The sequence below is a fragment of the Pseudomonas sp. No.21 genome, from assembly GCF_054558415.1.
The window spans coordinates 294,370-310,467 of record NZ_BAAJNO010000007.1; the positions used below are offsets into that span (position 1 = coordinate 294,370).

Here is a 16,098-nt window from a genome sequence, read left to right on the forward strand (position 1 = left end):
CCTCCTAGAGCGCGGACCCGACTCGCTTGAGGGCGATCTCGAAGGCGTCGCGCAGGGTGGCGGTGGTGCGGATGTCGCCCACCGAGACGCCCAGTTCCACCATGGTCCGGGCGATGGCCGGGGACACCCCGGAGATGATCGCCTCGCAGCCCATGAACTGGGTGGCCTTGGTGATCTTGATCAGCTGGTTGGCGACGCCGGTGTCCACCGTGGCGACGCCGGCGATGTCCAGCACGAAGACCCGGGCACGGGTCTCGGCGATCTTGGTCAGCGACTTGTTCATGACGTCGGCGGTGCGCATGGAGTCGATGATGCCCACCAGGGGCAGGAGGAGGATGCCGTCCCAGATGGGGGTGACCGGGGTGGACATCTCCTGCAGCGACTTGTGCAGCTCCTCGCGCACCCGGGCAGCCTCCTCGGCCTCCTCCATCGCCTGCTTGAGACGGCGGTTCTGCTCGACCTGGGCGGTGATGTCGGTGGCGAACTTGACGATCTTGCAGGGCTTGCGGTCCAGGTCCAGCACCGGGTTGTAGGAGCCCTGGATCCAGACCTCGTGCCCGTCCTTCGCCACCCGGCAGAACTCGCCGGCCAGGTACTCGCCGCGCCGCAGGGTGTCCCAGAAGGCGCGGTAGTCCGCCGACTGGGCGTAGTCCGGGTCCACCAGAAGGCGGTGGTGCTGGCCCTTCAACTCCTCCAGCTGGTAGCCCACGGTCTCCAGGAAGCGCGGGTTGGCGTCGAGGATGGTGCCGTCCAGGGCGAACTCCACCTTGCCCATGACCCGGCTCAGGGCATTGATCTGGCCTTCGAAGTTGGCGGTGGCCTGCTTCTTCTCGGTCAGGTCGATGGCGTACTCGAGGATGCGCTGGGTGCGGCCCTCGGCATCCTGCAACGGGCAACAGCCGCCCCGCAGCCAGACGTCCCGCCCCTGGCTGTCGCGGTAGTGGAGCTCCCCCTCCCAGGCCTGGCCGTTGCGCAGGTTTTCCCAGAGCGCCTCGTAGGCCGGGGAGCGGCTCTCCTCGGGAGGAAGCAGGATGCGATGGGACTGACCGCGAAGGTCGGCCAGGTCGTACCCCGTGACACGGAGCAAGCGTGGATTGGCGTCCAGTATCCGCCCGTCCGGGGAGACCTCCAAACGGGTCATCACCTGATCGACGGCGCCCAACTGGGCCTGAGCAAAGGCAAAAGCAGAAGCAGAGTCGAACTGATCAGAGGAGGCTTGAACGTCCATGGTCTCTCCGAGAGGAAGAGGTGTTGACTCAGGGCTACAGGAGTTATAGCCCAGCGGCACCGATTGCGAGGGGGCAGCGCCAAACACCCGACCGGCGCTTCGCCGGGGGCGATGGAACGGGCTATGGACTGGTGAGGCGCGAAGCTCGGTCGCCCCATCCCTGGGGCTCGATGGGTCAGGGTTGCTCCAGCGCCGCCACCAGCGCCTTGAGGAAGCGCGCGGCCTCGCCGCCGGTGACGGCACGGTGGTCGAAGGTCAGCGACAGCGGCAGGATCGGGTGCACCGCCGGCTTGCCCTCCCAGGCCACCACTTCGTCGCGGATGCCGCCGGCACCGATGATCGCCACCTGGGGCGGCACCACCACCGGGTTGGCGTAGCGGCCGAACAGGGTGCCGAAGTTGGACAGGGTGAGGGTCGCGCCCATCATTTCCTGCGGCGGGATGGAGCGCGCCTGGACGTCCGCGCGCAGCCGCGCCATGCCGGCCTTGAGGTCTTCGGCGCTGCGCCCGCCCACATCGCGCAGCACCGGGACGAACAGGCCGTCCGGCGTGTCGATGGCGATGCCGAGGTCGAGCTTGTCATGCCGGCGGATGGACAGCACGCGGCCATCGAACCAGCTGTTGAGGATGGGCTCCACCTGGCAGGCGGCGGCGATGGCCTTGCCGAGGCGGATCAGCGGATCACGCGCCCGTTCCCAGCGGTGCAGGTCGGCGTCGCCGTAGATCGTTACCGGCACCACCTCGGCGTGGGAACGCGCCATGTTGATCGCCATGCTGCGGCGCACCCCGCGCAGGCGCTCGCCACCGAAGCGGTCGCGGGCGCTCTGCGCGGCGGCCTCGACATCGGCGCGGGTGACCAGGCCTTCCGCGCCGCTGCCCTGCAGCCCGGCCAGCTCGACACCCAGCCGTTGCGCCAGCTGGCGCACCGCCGGGGTGGCACGGGGCGCGAGGTGTTCGCGGGTGGAGGGGGCGGCGCCGACGAAGAAGGCGTCGGCACGGGCATCGCCTCCGCCCTCCAGGCGGCCGACCACGGTGCCGGCGTCGCTGTCTTCGCCCTCGTAGGCCAGCAGCGGCTCGCCGACATGGAGGATGTCGCCCTCGCGGCCGAACAGCTTGGCCACCACGCCGTCGTGAGGCGCGGGGATGTCCACCAGGGCCTTGGCGGTTTCCACCGAGACCACCAGCTGGTCGGCGTGCACGCTGTCGCCGGCCTTGATGTGCCACTCGACGATCTCGGCCTCCTGCAGGCCTTCGCCAAGGTCGGGCAGTTTGAAATGCTTCATGGTCGTCTCCTCGGCTCGTCAGGCGTAGTCCAGCACCAGTTCGCAGGCCGCGAGGATGTCCTCGGGGCTGGGGATGTAGAGCTGCTCCAGGCGGTACAGGGGCGGCGGGATATCCGGCGCGGTGACGCGCTGGATCGGCGCCTGCAAATCGAGCAGTGCCCGTTCGTAGAGGCTGGCGGCGATCTCAGCGCCCACCCCGCAGGAGCGCGGCGCCTCGTGCACGATCACGCAGCGCCCGGTCTTGCGCACCGAGGCTTCGAGGGTGTCGAGGTCCAGGGGCTTGATGCAGGCGACGTCGATCACCTCGGCGCTGATGCCCTGCTCCTCCAGGCGCTGCGCGGCCTGCAGGGTCTCGTGGACGCTGGCGCCCCAGCTGACGAGGGTGATGTCGGCGCCCTCGCGCAGGGTGAAGCAGCTGTCCAGGGGCAGGCGCTGGCCGTCGTCCACCAGGGGTTGCGGATTCATCCGATACAGCCGCGTGGGCTCGAGGAAGACCACCGGGTCCGGGTCGTCGATGGCCGCCAGCAGCAGGCCGTAGGCGCGGGCCGGTGACGAGGGGATGACCACGCGCACGCCGGGGATCTGGGCGAAGATCGCCTCGGTGCTCTCGCTGTGGTGTTCCGGCGCACGGATGCCGGCGCCCATGGGGCTGCGCAGCACCATGGAGCAGCCGAGGCGGCCCCGGGTGCGGTTGCGCATGCGGCTGGCGTGGGACACCAGGTGCTCCATGGCGGCGTAGATGAAGCCGAGGAACTGGATTTCCATCACCGGCTTCAGGCCCTGGGCAGCCATGCCGACGCAGAGCCCGGCGATCATGGTTTCCGCCAGCGGCGTGTCGATCACCCGCTTGAAGCCGAAGGCCTCGCGCAGGCCGAGGGTGGCGCGGAACACGCCGCCGTTGACGCCGACGTCCTCGCCCAGCACGACGACGTTCTCGTCCTCTTGCATGGCGCGGTGCAGGGCCAGGTTGACGGCTTCCAGCAGGGCGCGCCTTTCCAGGGTCACAGGCTTATTCATGGCGGGTCACCTCGCGACGGGCAGCCCGCTCCAGGAGCATTTCGCGCTGCTCGGACAGGGGCGTCGGCCAGCGGGCATAGACATGGTCGATGACGGATTCCACCGGCTGGTTGCCGGCCGCCTCGAAGCGCTCCACCGCCGCCTGGACCTCTTTCTGGCACTCGGCGATGAGCGCCTGCTCGCGGCCCTCGTCCCACACCGCGCTGGCGGCGAGGTAGGCCTGCAGGCGCTTGATGGGTTCCTCCTGCCAGGCCTTCTTCACCTCGTCGGCGCTGCGGTAGCGGGTGGCGTCGTCGGCGGTGGTGTGATCGCCCAGGCGGTAGCTGATGCACTCCAGCAGCACCGGGCCCTTGCCGTGGCGGGCCCGGTCCAGCGCCGCGCGCATGCGGTCGTAGACGGCGAGCATGTCGTTGCCGTCCACCTGCTCGCCGGGGAAGCCGGCGCCGATGGCCTTCTGCGCCAGGGTGGCGGCGCCGCACTGGATGCTGCGCGGCACCGAGATGGCCCACTGGTTGTTGTTGACCACGAAGACCATGGGCAGCTGCCAGGCACCGGCGACGTTGAGCGCTTCGAGGAAGTCGCCCTTGCTGGTGGCGCCGTCGCCGCAGGTGGTGACGGCGACCCGGTGCTGGCCACGGATCTTGAACGCGGTGGCCACCCCGCAGGCGTGCAGGGCCTGGGTGGCGATGGGCACGCAGAGCGGGAAGTCCTGCGCCACGGCCGGGTCGGCGTAGGCGCTGCCGCGTTCGTCGCCGCCCCAGTAGAGGAGGATCTCCTCCATGCGCACGCCACGCATGAGCTGCACGGCAGTGTCGCGGTAGTAGGGCACCAGCACGTCCTCCTTGCGCATCAGGCTGCCGATGGCGACGCCGATCGCCTCCTGGCCGAGGGTCGGCGCGTAGGTGCCGATGCGGCCGGTGCGCTGCAGGGCCACGGCCTTCTGGTCGAACAGGCGGGTCAGGACCATCTGCCGGTAGAGCCGGGTCAGCAGGTTGAAGTCGTCGGCCCAGGCGGGCAATTCGCCGAGCAGGCGCCCTTCGGGGTCCAGGTGGCGCGTGTAGGGGATGTCGATCCGTGGGTTGTGCATGTCACTCCTCCTCACCTCATGGGTGCTTCAAGGGTGGCGGCGCTCGTGGCGCCGCATGGGGGACGGCGGGCCGGATCACGGCCCTGGTCCCGGCTCCCGCGACGGGCGCGGGAGGCCCCGCTCAACGGTTGAGCAGGCGCTCCGCCAGGGCATCGGCGACGCGCGCGGGTGAGCGCTTGTCGGCCTGGGCGTGGGCGTAGATTTCGGTCAGGCGCTGACCGATGCGCGACAGGTGCGCGGTGATGGCGGGCAGTTCGTCACCCTTGTGCCTGAGGGCGACGTAGATGAGCCCGCCGGAATTGATCACGTAGTCGGGGGCGTAGAGGATGCCGCGGGCCTCCAGCCCGTCGGCGCTGTCGGTGCTGGCCAGTTGGTTGTTCGCCGCGCCCGCCACCGCCGCGCAACGCAGCTGGGGGATGGTCTGCGGGTTGAGCACGCCGCCCAGGCCGCAGGGGGCGAGGATGTCGCAGGGCGTGGTGAGCAGCGCTTCGCTGGCCACCGGCTGGGCGCCGAGTTGCTCCACCGCCAGTTGCACGCGGCCGGGGTCGAGGTCACTGACCAGCAGCTCGGCGCCGGCCGCCACCAGTTGCTCGGCAAGGGCGAAGCCGACGTTGCCGAGCCCCTGGATGGCCACGCGCAGGCCTTCGAGGTCGTCGCTGCCGAGGCGCGCCCGGGCGCTGGCGCGGATGCCGGCGAACACGCCCATGGCGGTGTGCGGCGAGGGGTCGCCGGCGGAACTGGTGCTGGTGACGTGGCGGGTCTGCTGGGCGATGCAATCCATGTCGGCGCTGGAGGTGCCGCTGTCCACCGCGGTGATGTAGCGCCCGCCCAGGGACTCGATCATGCGGCCGAAGGCTTCGAACAGCGCGGCGCGGTCATCCACATGGGCGGGACGCATGATCACCGCCTTGCCACCGCCCTGCTCGAGGCCGGCGAGCGCGGCCTTGTAGCTCATGCCTTGGGCGAGGCGGATGGCGTCGCGGATGGCGCTTTCTTCATTGGGGTAGGCCAGGTATCGGCAGCCACCCAGCGCCGGGCCGAGCCGGGTGTCGTGGATGGCGATGACGGCGCGGAGCCCGGTGACCGGATCCTGGGCGAGGTGCAGCGCTTCGAGCCGCGCGGCCTCCATCATGCTGAACATGGCGAGCCCCTTGCTGACTTTAGGAGCCAGTATAGGCGTCAGCCGCCGCAGCGGGTCGCCGCCCGCCCACTGGACGAAAATCCAGGGGCCGGCTACAAACCTGAGGCGAACTGGAGATGCCTCATGACCCCCCGCCAACACTGCCTCGCCTGCCTTGAAGCCGACCCGCCCGCGACCCTGGAAGCGGCGTTCTGGATCGCTGCCGAGCATGAGCCAGCAGTGAACCCGGCGGCACTGATGCGTGATGTCGCCGGCCTCGCCCAGCAGGTGGCCGCCGGCCTGCCGCAACTGCCGGCGGTGGAGTTGGCGCAACCGCTGCTGCGCCGCCTCAGCGAGCTGGACTTCAACGAGGACGACGACCAGCCGCTGCGCCCCCGTGCCGCGCTGCTGGACCAGGTGTTGCTGCGCCGCCGCGGGCAGCCGTTGTCCCTCGCCCTGCTGGCCCTTGAGCTGGCCCGGCGCCTGGACGTGCCGCTGGTGGGGGTGAACTTTCCCGGGCACTTCCTGCTGCGGGTGCCCGGTGCCGATCACCTGCTCGACCCCTGCGGTGGGCGCCGCCTCTATACCCGCGACTGCCGCGAGCTGCTGCTGCGCAACCTCGGCCCCAAGGCCGAACTCCAGGCCGGCCACCTGCAACCCTGCACCCCCCGCGAGCAGCTGCAACGGCTGTCACGCAACCTGCGCCAGCTGCATCTGCAGGCGGAGAAGCCGCTGGAGGCGCTGAAGGACGCCGAGCGGGTGCTGGAGCTCGGCACCGCCAACCTGGTGGACCACCTCTCCCGCGCCGACATCTACAAGCAACTGGAATGCCCCCAGGCCGAACGCTTCGACCTGCAGCACGCCCTGTTGCTCTGCGAAGACCCGGCCCAGCGCCTGCTGCTGACCCAGCGCCTGGAGCAGCTGGGGCAGGCGGCGGCGCCGGCGTTGCACTGAGTGGGCCTGTCGCTCCGTGGTGATGGGTTTCGCGTCGCTCTACACCATCCTACGAACTGCAGGAACGCCCCCTAACCACGGAGTGAACGTGACCCCTGCGCAGGATGGGTAGAGCCCCACGAAACCCATCGTTGCACGGCCAGGAATTACACGCCCCCACCCAGCGACCACGCGTCCCTGGCCTACATCAAGCCCAGCGCCTTGGCGTGGGCGACCGCCTGGGTGCGGCGCTTGACGCCGAGCTTGCCGTTGATGCGCCGGGCATGGGTCTTGACGGTGTGCAGGGAGATGAACAGGCGCTCGGCGATTTCCTGGTTGGAGCTGCCCTGGGCGATCAGCCCGAGCACTTCCAGCTCGCGCTGGCTCAACGGGCCACCGGCGAGGCTGTCATCGGGCTCCTCGCCCGGGTCCATGTCCAGCGCCTTGAGCATGGCCGGTTGGCGCAGCTGCAGTTCGCGCAGGGGTTGTTGCAGGTTGAACTGTTCGGCCAGGGTCAGGCCGTCGCGCAGGGTGGCGGCGGCCTGGGCCAGGTCGCCACCGAGGTATTCCGCCTCGGCCAGGGCCAGGTGGATTTCCACTTCCAGGGCGTGCATGCCGTTCTCCCGGGCCTTGTGCAACTGGCCCAGCAGGCGCTGGCGGGCGTTGAAGGCCTCGCCTTCGTAGAGTTCGGCCAGGGCCAGCTGCCACTCGATGCGCGGGATCAGGTCGAGGGTCGCGGGCGGTGCCTGCACCGCATTCTCGCCACGGAAGTGCCGCAGCACCCGCAGCAGCGCGTGGCGGGCCTGGCCGGCCCGGCCCTGCATCAGCAGCAGGCTGCTGCTGACCTGCAGGAGCACGGCACGGTAGACCCGCTCGGGGATGTGGCGCATCTGCATCAGCCGCTCGGCTTCGCGCAGGCGGTCGAAGGCGCGGTCGAACTCGCGGCGGTTGGCGTCCAGCGTGGCCAGGCCGAGGTAGCCGAACAGGGCGCGGTAATCGCCGCAGTTGCGCGCTTCCTGCAGCCCGTACTGGTAGTGCTTGCGGGCCTCCTCGTCACGCCCCTGGCGCAGGGCCAGGCGCCCGCGACGCAAGGCCAGGCGGCCGAGCAGCGGGCTGGCGTTGCGGCCCTGCCCCATGAGGAATTCCTGGGCGCGCTCGAGTACCGCGTCGGCGCGCAGCAGGGCGCCGCGATGTTCCAGCAGCTGCGAGTGGTCCAGTTCGAGGAAGGCCTCCAGCAGCAGGCTGCCGTGGCTGCGCGCCAGTTGCAGGGCCTCGCGGCTCAGCTCCTGGGCGACATCCAGATCACCGGCCAGCAACGCCTGCTGGGTGAGGCCGGAATAGCAGATCAGCTTCTGTTCCCAGGCGTCGTCGCCCAGGGTCGCCAGCGCCTCGGCCAGGTGCAGGCGCGCGCCGGGGCCGTCGCCCTGGAGGTGGGCGAGCAGGCCGTACTGGGCCTGCCAGTAGGCCACCAGCTCGCGCTGCCGCTCGGCATCGGGCTGGGGCAGGAAGCGGCCCTGCTCGGCGATGCAGCGCGCGGCCTCATCGAGCTTGCCGGAGAACAGCAGCGCCCCTGCCAGCAGGCGCAGGGAATGCGGGGAGACCAGCAGCAGGCTTTCTTCCACTTCCTGGTGCAGGCGCAGCAACAGGGCGACGTTGCGTCCCTGGAACAGGTGCTGCACACCGAAGTGCTGCAGCAGGCTGACGGCGGCCTCGGGCTGCTCGGCTTCCAGGGCGTGTTCGGCAGCGGCCTGCCAGTCGCCTTCGGCGGCGAACCACTGGCAGGCGCGCAGGTGCCAGCCACGCCCGGAGTGGGCGTCGCGGTTGCGCATCTGCAGGGCAAGCGGGGCGAAGATGCGGAACCAGCCGGGGGCATCGCCCAGGGGTTCGATGAAGCTGCCCAGGGCGTCGAGGTCACGCAGCAGGCGGGCGCCATCACCGGGGCCGAAGAGGTGTTCGCACAGGGCGGCGTTGAAGCGCGGCAGGTGCGCGAGGGCGAGCCAGGCCTCGGCCTGCTCGGGACCGAGGCCGGCGAAGAGCTCGTGGTCGAGGTAGGCGGCCAGGGTGGCGGAATGGCCGCCGCGCTGCAGCGGGTCGGCAAAGCCCCAGTCCACCGGTTCCAGCAGCGCCATGCGCACGCCGGCGCACCAGCCGCCGGTGCTTTCCAGCAGGCGCGCCGGCGCATCGTTGGGCCAGCCGTGGCGCGACGGCTCCAGCAGCCGGGCCAGTTCCTCGGCGTTAAGCGCCAGGGCGGCGGCGTCCAGCTCCAGCAGCTCGCCGTCGATCAGCAGGCGCGGCAGGTTGCAGGCCGGGCGCCGCCGGCCGCTGATCCACCAGCGCAGCGCCGGGCTGCTGGTGGTCAGCAGGCGGTCGAGGCAGGCGTCGAGTTCGGGGTTGGGCTGGCGGCAATAGTCGTCGAGGATGATCCAGCCGGGCGTCGTCCACTGGGCCAGGGCGCGCTGCACGCAGGTCTCCTCCGACTCCTCCAGCCCCATGACCGCCGCGAGGCCGGCACACAAGCCCGCCGGCGAGAGGGCCACGCCTCCCAGCGGCAACCAGTGCACCGAATGATCGGCCGGGCAGCGTTGCACGCATTCCATCAGCAACACGCTCTTGCCACTGCCGGCCGGGGCGCAGAGCAGGCGCAGGCGCGCCGAGGAGGCGACCAGGGCGTCGCAGAGGCGCGGCCGCGGGACATGCAGCGCGGGCAGGCGCGGCAGGTAGGCGTGGGAATCGAAACGGGTCATGGCGGACATGCGGCACGCCTCAGTTGTTCTTGTTCGGGCTGCTCGGGGCGCCAGCCTAGGCCTCTGCGGCGCGCACCTTGAAGGATCATTCAGGGCACTGATCCACGCTCATAAAAAAGGCGGCCAAAGGCCGCCTCGCAAGGGAGCGTCACGACAACAAGACAGGGTCACGCACATCCCTGTGCGTGTGGGGCATCAGCGCACGCCGGCGTTGCGCAGGGCGGCCGGGGTGTAGTCGGCGGCCTTGCCGACGAAGCCGAACTCGAAGCTGTGCTTCTCTTCGTTCTTCATGCCCAGGGCCAGGTAGCGGCCGGCGATGATGTCGTACAGGGCTTCCAGGGTGTAGGCCGGCACCTGCTGGTTGTAATAGAACTGGGCGTGACCCTCGGCGACGCGCCACAGCTGGCCACGGCCGTCGTAGTGGTCGACCAGGGCCACCTGCCAGCTGTCTTCGTCGATGTACATGTGGCGCTTGGCGTAGATGTGGCGCTCGCCGCTCTTCACGGTGGCGACCACTTCCCAGACGCGATGCAGCTCGTAGCGGGTCAGGTCCTGGTTGATGTGGCCGGCCTTGATCACGTCGTCGTACTTGAGCGAGGGCGAGTCCAGCTTGTAGCTGTTGTAGGGGATGTACATCTCCTTCTTGCCCACCAGCTTCCAGTCGTAGCGATCCGGGGCGCCGGAGAACATGTCGAAGTTGTCGGAGGTGCGCAGGCCGTCGGAGGCGGTACCCGGGCCATCGTAGGCGACCTGGGGCGCACGGCGCACACGGCGCTGGCCGGCGTTGTAGATCCACGCCAGGCGCGGTTCCTTCACCTGGTCCAGGGTCTCGTGCACCAGCAGGACGTTACCGGCCAGGCGCGACGGCGCGGTCACCTGCTGCTTGAAGAACAGCAGCACGTTCTCGCCCTTGCCGGCCGGCAGGTCCGGCATTTCCTGGGGCACGGCCACTTCTTCCTCGAAGCGGATCGGCGTGTAGGAGCCATTCACCTGGGGCGTGGCCTGAGTGATGATCCGGCGCAGGTTGCCGCCACGGTAGCGGGTGATGTGGTTCCAGATCACTTCCACGCCGTTCTTCGGAATCGGGAAGGCGTAGTAGCGGCTGTCGGCGAAGTTGGCCAGGCCGTTGCCGTCGTTGATCGGCTGCACGGTGACGGCGCTTTTCTTCGCCGCCTCGTTGACCGCGGCGGGTACGGCGACGGTGCGGTGGGTCGGGTAGACCGGGATCTTGTAGGTCTCGGGGTAGCGCTTGAACATCGCCACCTGGCCGTCGGACAGCTTGTCCTTGTACTGGTCGACGTTGGCGGCGGTGATGGTGAACAGCGGTTTCTCGCTGGCGAAGGGGTCGGCGAGGAAGCCCTTGGCGTCCACCGCGCCGGCGTCCTTGCCGATGCCACCGGTCCATTCGGGAATGCTGCCGTCGGCGTTACCGGCCTTCTCCGCACCCAGCGGGGTGAGGCTGGTGCCGAGCTTGGCCGCTTCATCGGCGGACACGGCGGCCATCACGTTGGCGGCGAGCAGGCTGAGAACCAGGGCGGTGCTGTGCAGGATCGTCTTACGCATAGTCATGTTCTCTGTTCACTCAGAAGTTCATGCCGAAGCTGAGGGCGAGGAAGTCGCGGTCGACCAGGGTGTTGTACTTGCCACCGAAGAAGTCCGTGTAGCTGAGGCTGGCGGTGTAGGTGTTCTGGTAGTCGGCATCGACACCGATGCTGAGCGCCTTGGCACCCTCGTTGAACAGGCCGTTGGGGCCGTAGCCGTCGACGTCATGGGACCAGGCCAGGTTCGGCTTCAGGTTGATGCCGGCGACGACGTTGCTGTAGTCGAGGATGGCCCGGGTGCGGTAGCCCCAGGAGGTGCTGGTGACGAACCCGTGGGTGTCGCCGCCGAAGCCGTAGGCGCCATACACCGAGTCGCGGCCGTAGCGCAGCTCGCGGGCATTCTCCAGGCCGCCGACGTGCACCACGCCGACTTCGCCCACCAGGGTCAGGCGCTCGGCGCCCAGGACCTGGTCGATGAAGTGGGTCAGGGTGGTCTGGGCCTGGGTGATTTCCTTGCGCTTGTAGCCGGTGTTGTCGGCGCCCGGCGCCGTGGCGATCGGCGAGGCGGTGCCGCCGGCGATCGGGTTGACCAGGGCCAGGGTCACGTCGTTGGTGTTGAGCTGGATCGGCGCGTTCGGGCGGTAGCTGATCTCGCCGCTCCAGGCCGTGCCGGTGGGCAGGGTGGTGGAGAAGCTCAGGCCGTAGAGCTGGATGTCCTCGGGGTATTCCAGGTAGTAGCGGCCATTGCCGAGCATGGTGCTCTGCGCGAGGCCCGCACCGGAGCCGGGGACGATGCCGTTGGCGGTGCCGATGATGCCGGGCAGTGCGGCGAGGGTCGCGGCGCCAGCCGTCTTGGTGCCCACGAACGGGGTGCGGCTGTGGTAGTTCATGAAGTACAGGCCGTACTCGGTCTCGTCGCCCAGCCAGCGCAGGGCTGCGCCGAACTGGCCGCCGTCACGGGCGTCACGGTCGCCGGCGCGGGGCAGGATCACGCCCTCGGAGGTGACGTCGAAGCCCTGGCCGAAGGCGGCCGCGACGGGCTGCAGCGGGGCGATGGCGGGCGAACCCACGGTGTAGCCGGTCTCGCAGCCGTCGGAGGCCACGTCGCCGCCGAAGAAGGTGCCGCAGTTGTCGAGGACGGTCTGGTCCCATTCGAGCTGGTAGAAGGCCTCGACGCTGAGCTGGTCGGTCAGGGTCTGGGACAGGTAGAACATGTTGACCGGGATCAGGCCCTCCTTGATCTCCGCGCCGGGGCGGCGGAAGGCGGAGACGTCGACCGGGTTGATCGAGTTGATGCTGTTGCCGATGAAGGTGCTCTCGCCCCAGCTCACCACCTGCTTGCCCACGCGCACGTTACCCGGCAGGTCGGCGATGCTGTAGTTGTGGTAGACGAAGGCGTCGAGCAGTTGGGCGCCGGCGGACTTGGAGCCTTCCTTGCGGTTGTGGTCGCTGATGTCCTTGAACTGGCGGTTCTCGTCCTTCAGCTCGAAGTCGTACCAGTACTTGCCACGGACGAAGACGCCGGTGTCGCCGTACTTCAGCTCCAGGTCGTGGATGCCCTTGAAGATCTTCGAGAAGGTCTCGCCCTTCTTGAAGTTGAGGCGGCCGTCGTCACCGGTGGACGACTGGCCCTTGCCGCCGTTCACGGTGCTGACCAGATCCGGGTCGGCGCCGCGCATGGACCAGCTGGCACCCACCGACAGCGAGGAGTCGAACTGCCCTTCGATCTCGCCGATGTTGAAGTTGACGGCGTGGGCCTGGGTGGCAAATCCCATGGCTACGGCGGCGGCCAGCGCGTGCGGCCGGAAAACTGCGCGCATTGTTGTTTTTGTCATGCGGCTTTCCTGGTTGGTGAAGGAGGAGCACACCCTAACCAGTCACCCGCACAGGCGATAAGCGCACCAAGGAGGGATTCATCCTGTAGCTCGAAAGAGTGAATCCATGCTCTGGAACACTCCTTGCCGGGCCATTATCCGGCGGCGCTATGGCGCACCATCGAGAGCATGGATGGAACTTCAGCCGCCCCCTACCCTCGCGGCCAGCGCTTTGGCATCCTGAGCCACTTGCCGATTCCCGAACGACCATGACCGAGCACGATCACGAAACTGCCGCCACCCGCGAAGTGGTGATGCGTTACCACCTCAGCTGGAAGGACCGCGACATCGACGCGGTGCTGGCGCTCTACCACCCCGACGTGGAATACAACGACTACTTCCAGAACCGCTGCCTGCACCTGGCGGAGCTCGGCGACTATGTACGCGCCACCATGCCCAGCGGGCCGGACGAGTTCCTGGTGCACAGCGACCGCATCCGTGTCGACGGCGATACCGCGTTCATCCAGTACAGCCTGCGCCTGGGCCACAGCGGTACCTTTCGTACCAGCGAGGCCATTACCGTGCGTGACGGCCTGATCTGGCGGATCAACGAATACGCCCTGCTGATCCAGGCCAAGGCCGAGCCCGGCGACCGCGTGCAACGTCCCGCCGCCAGCCGCCTGGGCCTCTCGGCCCGCCAACTGAGCCTGCTGGCGCGGGACCTGGAGGACTATTTCCAGCGCAGCCAGCCCTACCTCGACCCGGCGCTGGACCTGCATCAGGTCGCCGCCGCCACCGGCTACACGCGCAACCAGATCTCCTACCTGCTCAACCAGATGCTCGGCCAGAGCTTCTACCAGTACGTCAACCAGGCACGCCTGCAGCATCTGCTGGCGCAGCTGAAGCAGGGGCCGGCCTCGCCGCGCATCGACGAGATGGCCTTCGCCGCCGGCTTCAACTCGCTGTCGGCCTTCTACCGCTGCTTCCGCCAGCACACGGGGCTGTCGCCGAAGGCCTACCTCAAGCAGCTGCGCCAGGACGGCTAGGCGTCGGCTCGCCGCACCGTGCGCAGCCCGCCTGCGCATCGAGTCCCGGCGTGCACGCACGCACGACAACGCCCGCGCCAGCTTCTAGTCTTGCCGCCATCCGAACCTTTCCAACTGGGAGCCCCGCTATGCCGGCCTGGCAATCGATCAGCCTGTGGATGGACCAGCTCGATGAGCCGCTCACCCCACGCCCCGCCCTGGGCGGCAGCCTGGAGGTGGATGTCGCCATCATTGGCGCCGGCTACACCGGCCTGTGGACCGCCTACTACCTCAAGCGCCAGGCCCCCGAGCTGCGCATCGCCATACTCGAGGCCGAGATCGCCGGTTTCGGTGCCAGCGGGCGCAACGGCGGCTGGCTGATGGGCAACCTGCTGGGCGAGGACCGCGCCCTGGCGAAGCTCTCCCGCGAGGAGCGCCGCACCTCCTTCGACCTGCTCCACGGCATCCCCGACGAAGTGGCCGAGGTGCTGCAGCGCGAAGGCATCGACTGCGACTACCGCAAGGGCGGCGTGCTCTATTGCGCGGCCCGCTACCCCGAGCAGGAAGTGCGCCTGCGCCAGCAACTGCGCGACCTGCACGCCGAAGGCCTGGGCGAGGACGACTACCGCTGGCTGACGCCGCCCGAACTGGGCCGGCAGATCCGCGTGGCCGGCGCCCTGGGCGGCATCTTCACGCCCCACTGCGCGACCATCCAGCCGGCACGCCTGGTGCGCGGCCTGGCCCGTACCGTCGAGCGCATGGGCGTGCAACTGTTCGAGCAGAGCCGCGTCACCGACTGGCAGCCCGGGCGCATCACCACCCTGCAGGGCGAGGTGAAGGCCCACTGGGTGGTGCCCGCCATCGAAGGCTATGCCGCCGCCCTGCCCCCGCTCGGCCGCTACCAGTTGCCGGTGCAGAGCCTGCTGGTGGGCACCGAGCCGTTGCCGGAATCCACCTGGGCCGAGATCGGCCTGGAACAGGGCCAGGCCTTCAGCGAGAACAGCCGCCAGGTCACCTACGGCCAGCGCACCGCCGACAACCGCCTGGTCTTCGGTGCCCGCGGCGGCTACCGCTTCGGCGGCAAGCTGCGGGAGAACTTCCAGCTCGACGACGACGAGATCGCCCTGCGCCGCTACCTGTTCGGCGAACTGTTCCCGATGCTGCGCAACGTGCGCCTGACCCACAGCTGGGGCGGCAACCTGGGTATGGCCCGGCGCTTCCAGCCGCACATGCTGGTGGACCGCGCCAGCGGCATCGCCCTCTCCGGCGGCTACGGCGGCGAAGGCGTGGGGGCGACCAACCTCGGCGGCCGCACCCTGGCCGACCTGATCCTCGGCCGCGAGACCCTGCTCACCCGCCAGCCCTGGGTGCTGGGCGACGGGCCGCTGAACCGACTCTCCGCCTGGGAGCCGGAGCCCTGCCGCTGGCTTGGCTACAACGCCATCATCCGCAGCTTCGTCCACGAGGACCGGGTGCTGGCCAACCCCCAGAGCGCCCCCTGGCGCCGCGCCCTGGCCAGCCGCCTGGCCGGGTTCATGGAAAGCCTGATGCGCTGAGCCGGCAATGCCGGCCCCCGCGCACCGACACGACCACCAGACTGGAAGCCCTTGCATGAAAGCCACCCTGCTGAAGAACACCCACGACCTGCAACTCTCTGCGCCGGCGCCGGTGCCCGTGCCGGTCGGCGAGCCCGTGCCGCATACCCGCGTGCACTCGGTGGAGCGCACCGACGGCGTGGAAACCGGCGTCTGGGAATGCAGCCCCGGCAAGTTCCGCCGGCAGATCCTCGAGCAGGAGTTCTGCCACTTCACCCACGGCAGCTGCACCTTCACCCCGGACGGCGGCGAGCCCATCGAGATCAAGGCCGGCGACGCCCTGCTGCTGCCCGCCAACAGCCTGGGCATCTGGGATGTGAAGGAAACCCTGCGCAAGACCTACGTGATCATCAGCCGCTGACTCTGGCGGTACAGCCCGGGAGCGCAACTCCTGGGCGGATGCCAGGGTGGAGGTAGCTTTTTACCTCCACCAAACGAACGCCATCGGTCGCACCGAGCCTGCCCATTCGCGAATGAATTGGCTCTGTCGGCGTTAGCTGTTGTGGTTTTAATGCAAGCGCTCAAGCACGATTATTTTCGGGCACCCAAGGGGTCGCGCGCCCCACCGCATGGGTTTCGCTCCGCTCTACACCATCCTACGAAAGCCCGTGCGCACCACGTGGCGATGCGCTGGACGAAGAAGTTGGAGCAGCCGCCAACGCCCCTCCAGGAGGCCGAACGCAGTTGTTGCGCCGGGGGACGAGCGGCATGG

General features: G+C 69.1%; 12 protein-coding genes. 4 read left to right on the top strand and 8 right to left on the bottom strand.

Annotated elements, in window-relative coordinates; translation table 11 throughout:
- Window positions 1-4 precede the first annotated feature (4 nt).
- From ACYJSS_RS16620 to ACYJSS_RS16640, 5 genes are all read right to left on the bottom strand, one after another.
- The gene (locus ACYJSS_RS16620) at window positions 5-1,141 is read right to left on the bottom strand and encodes a PAS domain-containing protein (RefSeq protein WP_236205424.1); all 1,137 of its coding nucleotides are present in this window, start codon (window positions 1,139-1,141) and stop codon (window positions 5-7) included.
- A gap of 262 nt (window positions 1,142-1,403) precedes the next feature.
- On the bottom strand, window positions 1,404-2,510 hold the full coding sequence (locus ACYJSS_RS16625; RefSeq protein ID WP_236205423.1) for a dihydrolipoamide acetyltransferase family protein: 1,107 nt from the start codon (window positions 2,508-2,510) through the stop codon (window positions 1,404-1,406).
- 18 nt (window positions 2,511-2,528) lie between these two features.
- Window positions 2,529-3,527 (bottom strand): alpha-ketoacid dehydrogenase subunit beta, encoded by a 999-nt coding sequence (locus ACYJSS_RS16630; RefSeq protein WP_111260054.1) that lies wholly within the window; start codon window positions 3,525-3,527, stop codon window positions 2,529-2,531.
- On the bottom strand, window positions 3,520-4,614 hold the full coding sequence (gene pdhA, locus ACYJSS_RS16635) for a pyruvate dehydrogenase (acetyl-transferring) E1 component subunit alpha (protein ID WP_111260053.1): 1,095 nt from the start codon (window positions 4,612-4,614) through the stop codon (window positions 3,520-3,522). Before pdhA ends, ACYJSS_RS16630 begins: the two co-directional genes overlap by 8 nt.
- A 121-nt stretch (window positions 4,615-4,735) precedes the next feature.
- Complete coding sequence (locus ACYJSS_RS16640; protein ID WP_236205422.1) at window positions 4,736-5,755, bottom strand: Leu/Phe/Val dehydrogenase; 1,020 nt, start codon at window positions 5,753-5,755, stop codon at window positions 4,736-4,738.
- A 123-nt stretch (window positions 5,756-5,878) separates the two neighbouring features.
- Here ACYJSS_RS16640 and ACYJSS_RS16645 point away from each other — a divergent pair, with 123 nt between their 5' ends.
- Window positions 5,879-6,688 (top strand): SirB1 family protein, encoded by an 810-nt coding sequence (locus ACYJSS_RS16645; RefSeq protein WP_236205421.1) that lies wholly within the window; start codon window positions 5,879-5,881, stop codon window positions 6,686-6,688.
- A gap of 182 nt (window positions 6,689-6,870) precedes the next feature.
- Here the strand turns inward: ACYJSS_RS16645 and ACYJSS_RS16650 are convergent, their stop codons facing one another.
- The 3 genes from ACYJSS_RS16650 to ACYJSS_RS16660 form a co-directional block, all read right to left on the bottom strand.
- A complete protein-coding gene (locus tag ACYJSS_RS16650; RefSeq protein ID WP_236205420.1) occupies window positions 6,871-9,420 on the bottom strand; it encodes a LuxR C-terminal-related transcriptional regulator in 2,550 nt (849 codons plus the stop codon).
- A 186-nt stretch (window positions 9,421-9,606) separates the two neighbouring features.
- Window positions 9,607-10,974, bottom strand: a complete 1,368-nt coding sequence (locus ACYJSS_RS16655) for a DUF1329 domain-containing protein (RefSeq protein WP_111260049.1) — start codon at window positions 10,972-10,974, stop codon at window positions 9,607-9,609.
- Between the two features lie 19 nt (window positions 10,975-10,993).
- Window positions 10,994-12,787 (bottom strand): DUF1302 domain-containing protein, encoded by a 1,794-nt coding sequence (locus tag ACYJSS_RS16660; RefSeq protein WP_111260048.1) that lies wholly within the window; start codon window positions 12,785-12,787, stop codon window positions 10,994-10,996.
- Between the two features lie 293 nt (window positions 12,788-13,080).
- Between ACYJSS_RS16660 and ACYJSS_RS16665 the strand changes: the two genes are divergently transcribed.
- The 3 genes from ACYJSS_RS16665 (at window position 13,081) to ACYJSS_RS16675 (ending at window position 15,747) form a co-directional block, all read left to right on the top strand.
- Window positions 13,081-13,812, top strand: a complete 732-nt coding sequence (locus ACYJSS_RS16665; protein ID WP_111260102.1) for a helix-turn-helix domain-containing protein — start codon at window positions 13,081-13,083, stop codon at window positions 13,810-13,812.
- A gap of 128 nt (window positions 13,813-13,940) precedes the next feature.
- The gene (locus ACYJSS_RS16670; RefSeq protein WP_236205419.1) at window positions 13,941-15,347 is read left to right on the top strand and encodes an NAD(P)/FAD-dependent oxidoreductase; all 1,407 of its coding nucleotides are present in this window, start codon (window positions 13,941-13,943) and stop codon (window positions 15,345-15,347) included.
- A gap of 55 nt (window positions 15,348-15,402) precedes the next feature.
- Window positions 15,403-15,747, top strand: coding sequence for a cupin domain-containing protein (locus ACYJSS_RS16675; protein ID WP_236205418.1), 345 nt, complete (start codon window positions 15,403-15,405; stop codon window positions 15,745-15,747).
- Window positions 15,748-16,098 lie beyond the last annotated feature (351 nt).

Coding starts and splice junctions, on each gene's coding strand:
- ACYJSS_RS16625 (WP_236205423.1), bottom strand. CDS start 2,510: ATGAAGCATTTCAAACTGCCCGACCTTGGCGAAGGCCTGCAGGAGGCC.
- ACYJSS_RS16645 (WP_236205421.1), top strand. CDS start 5,879: ATGACCCCCCGCCAACACTGCCTCGCCTGCCTTGAAGCCGACCCGCCC.
- ACYJSS_RS16640 (WP_236205422.1), bottom strand. CDS start 5,755: ATGTTCAGCATGATGGAGGCCGCGCGGCTCGAAGCGCTGCACCTCGCC.
- ACYJSS_RS16620 (WP_236205424.1), bottom strand. CDS start 1,141: ATGACCCGTTTGGAGGTCTCCCCGGACGGGCGGATACTGGACGCCAAT.
- ACYJSS_RS16650 (WP_236205420.1), bottom strand. CDS start 9,420: ATGTCCGCCATGACCCGTTTCGATTCCCACGCCTACCTGCCGCGCCTG.
- pdhA (WP_111260053.1), bottom strand. CDS start 4,614: ATGCACAACCCACGGATCGACATCCCCTACACGCGCCACCTGGACCCC.
- ACYJSS_RS16675 (WP_236205418.1), top strand. CDS start 15,403: ATGAAAGCCACCCTGCTGAAGAACACCCACGACCTGCAACTCTCTGCG.
- ACYJSS_RS16630 (WP_111260054.1), bottom strand. CDS start 3,527: ATGAATAAGCCTGTGACCCTGGAAAGGCGCGCCCTGCTGGAAGCCGTC.
- ACYJSS_RS16655 (WP_111260049.1), bottom strand. CDS start 10,974: ATGCGTAAGACGATCCTGCACAGCACCGCCCTGGTTCTCAGCCTGCTC.
- ACYJSS_RS16670 (WP_236205419.1), top strand. CDS start 13,941: ATGCCGGCCTGGCAATCGATCAGCCTGTGGATGGACCAGCTCGATGAG.
- ACYJSS_RS16665 (WP_111260102.1), top strand. CDS start 13,081: ATGCGTTACCACCTCAGCTGGAAGGACCGCGACATCGACGCGGTGCTG.
- ACYJSS_RS16660 (WP_111260048.1), bottom strand. CDS start 12,787: ATGACAAAAACAACAATGCGCGCAGTTTTCCGGCCGCACGCGCTGGCC.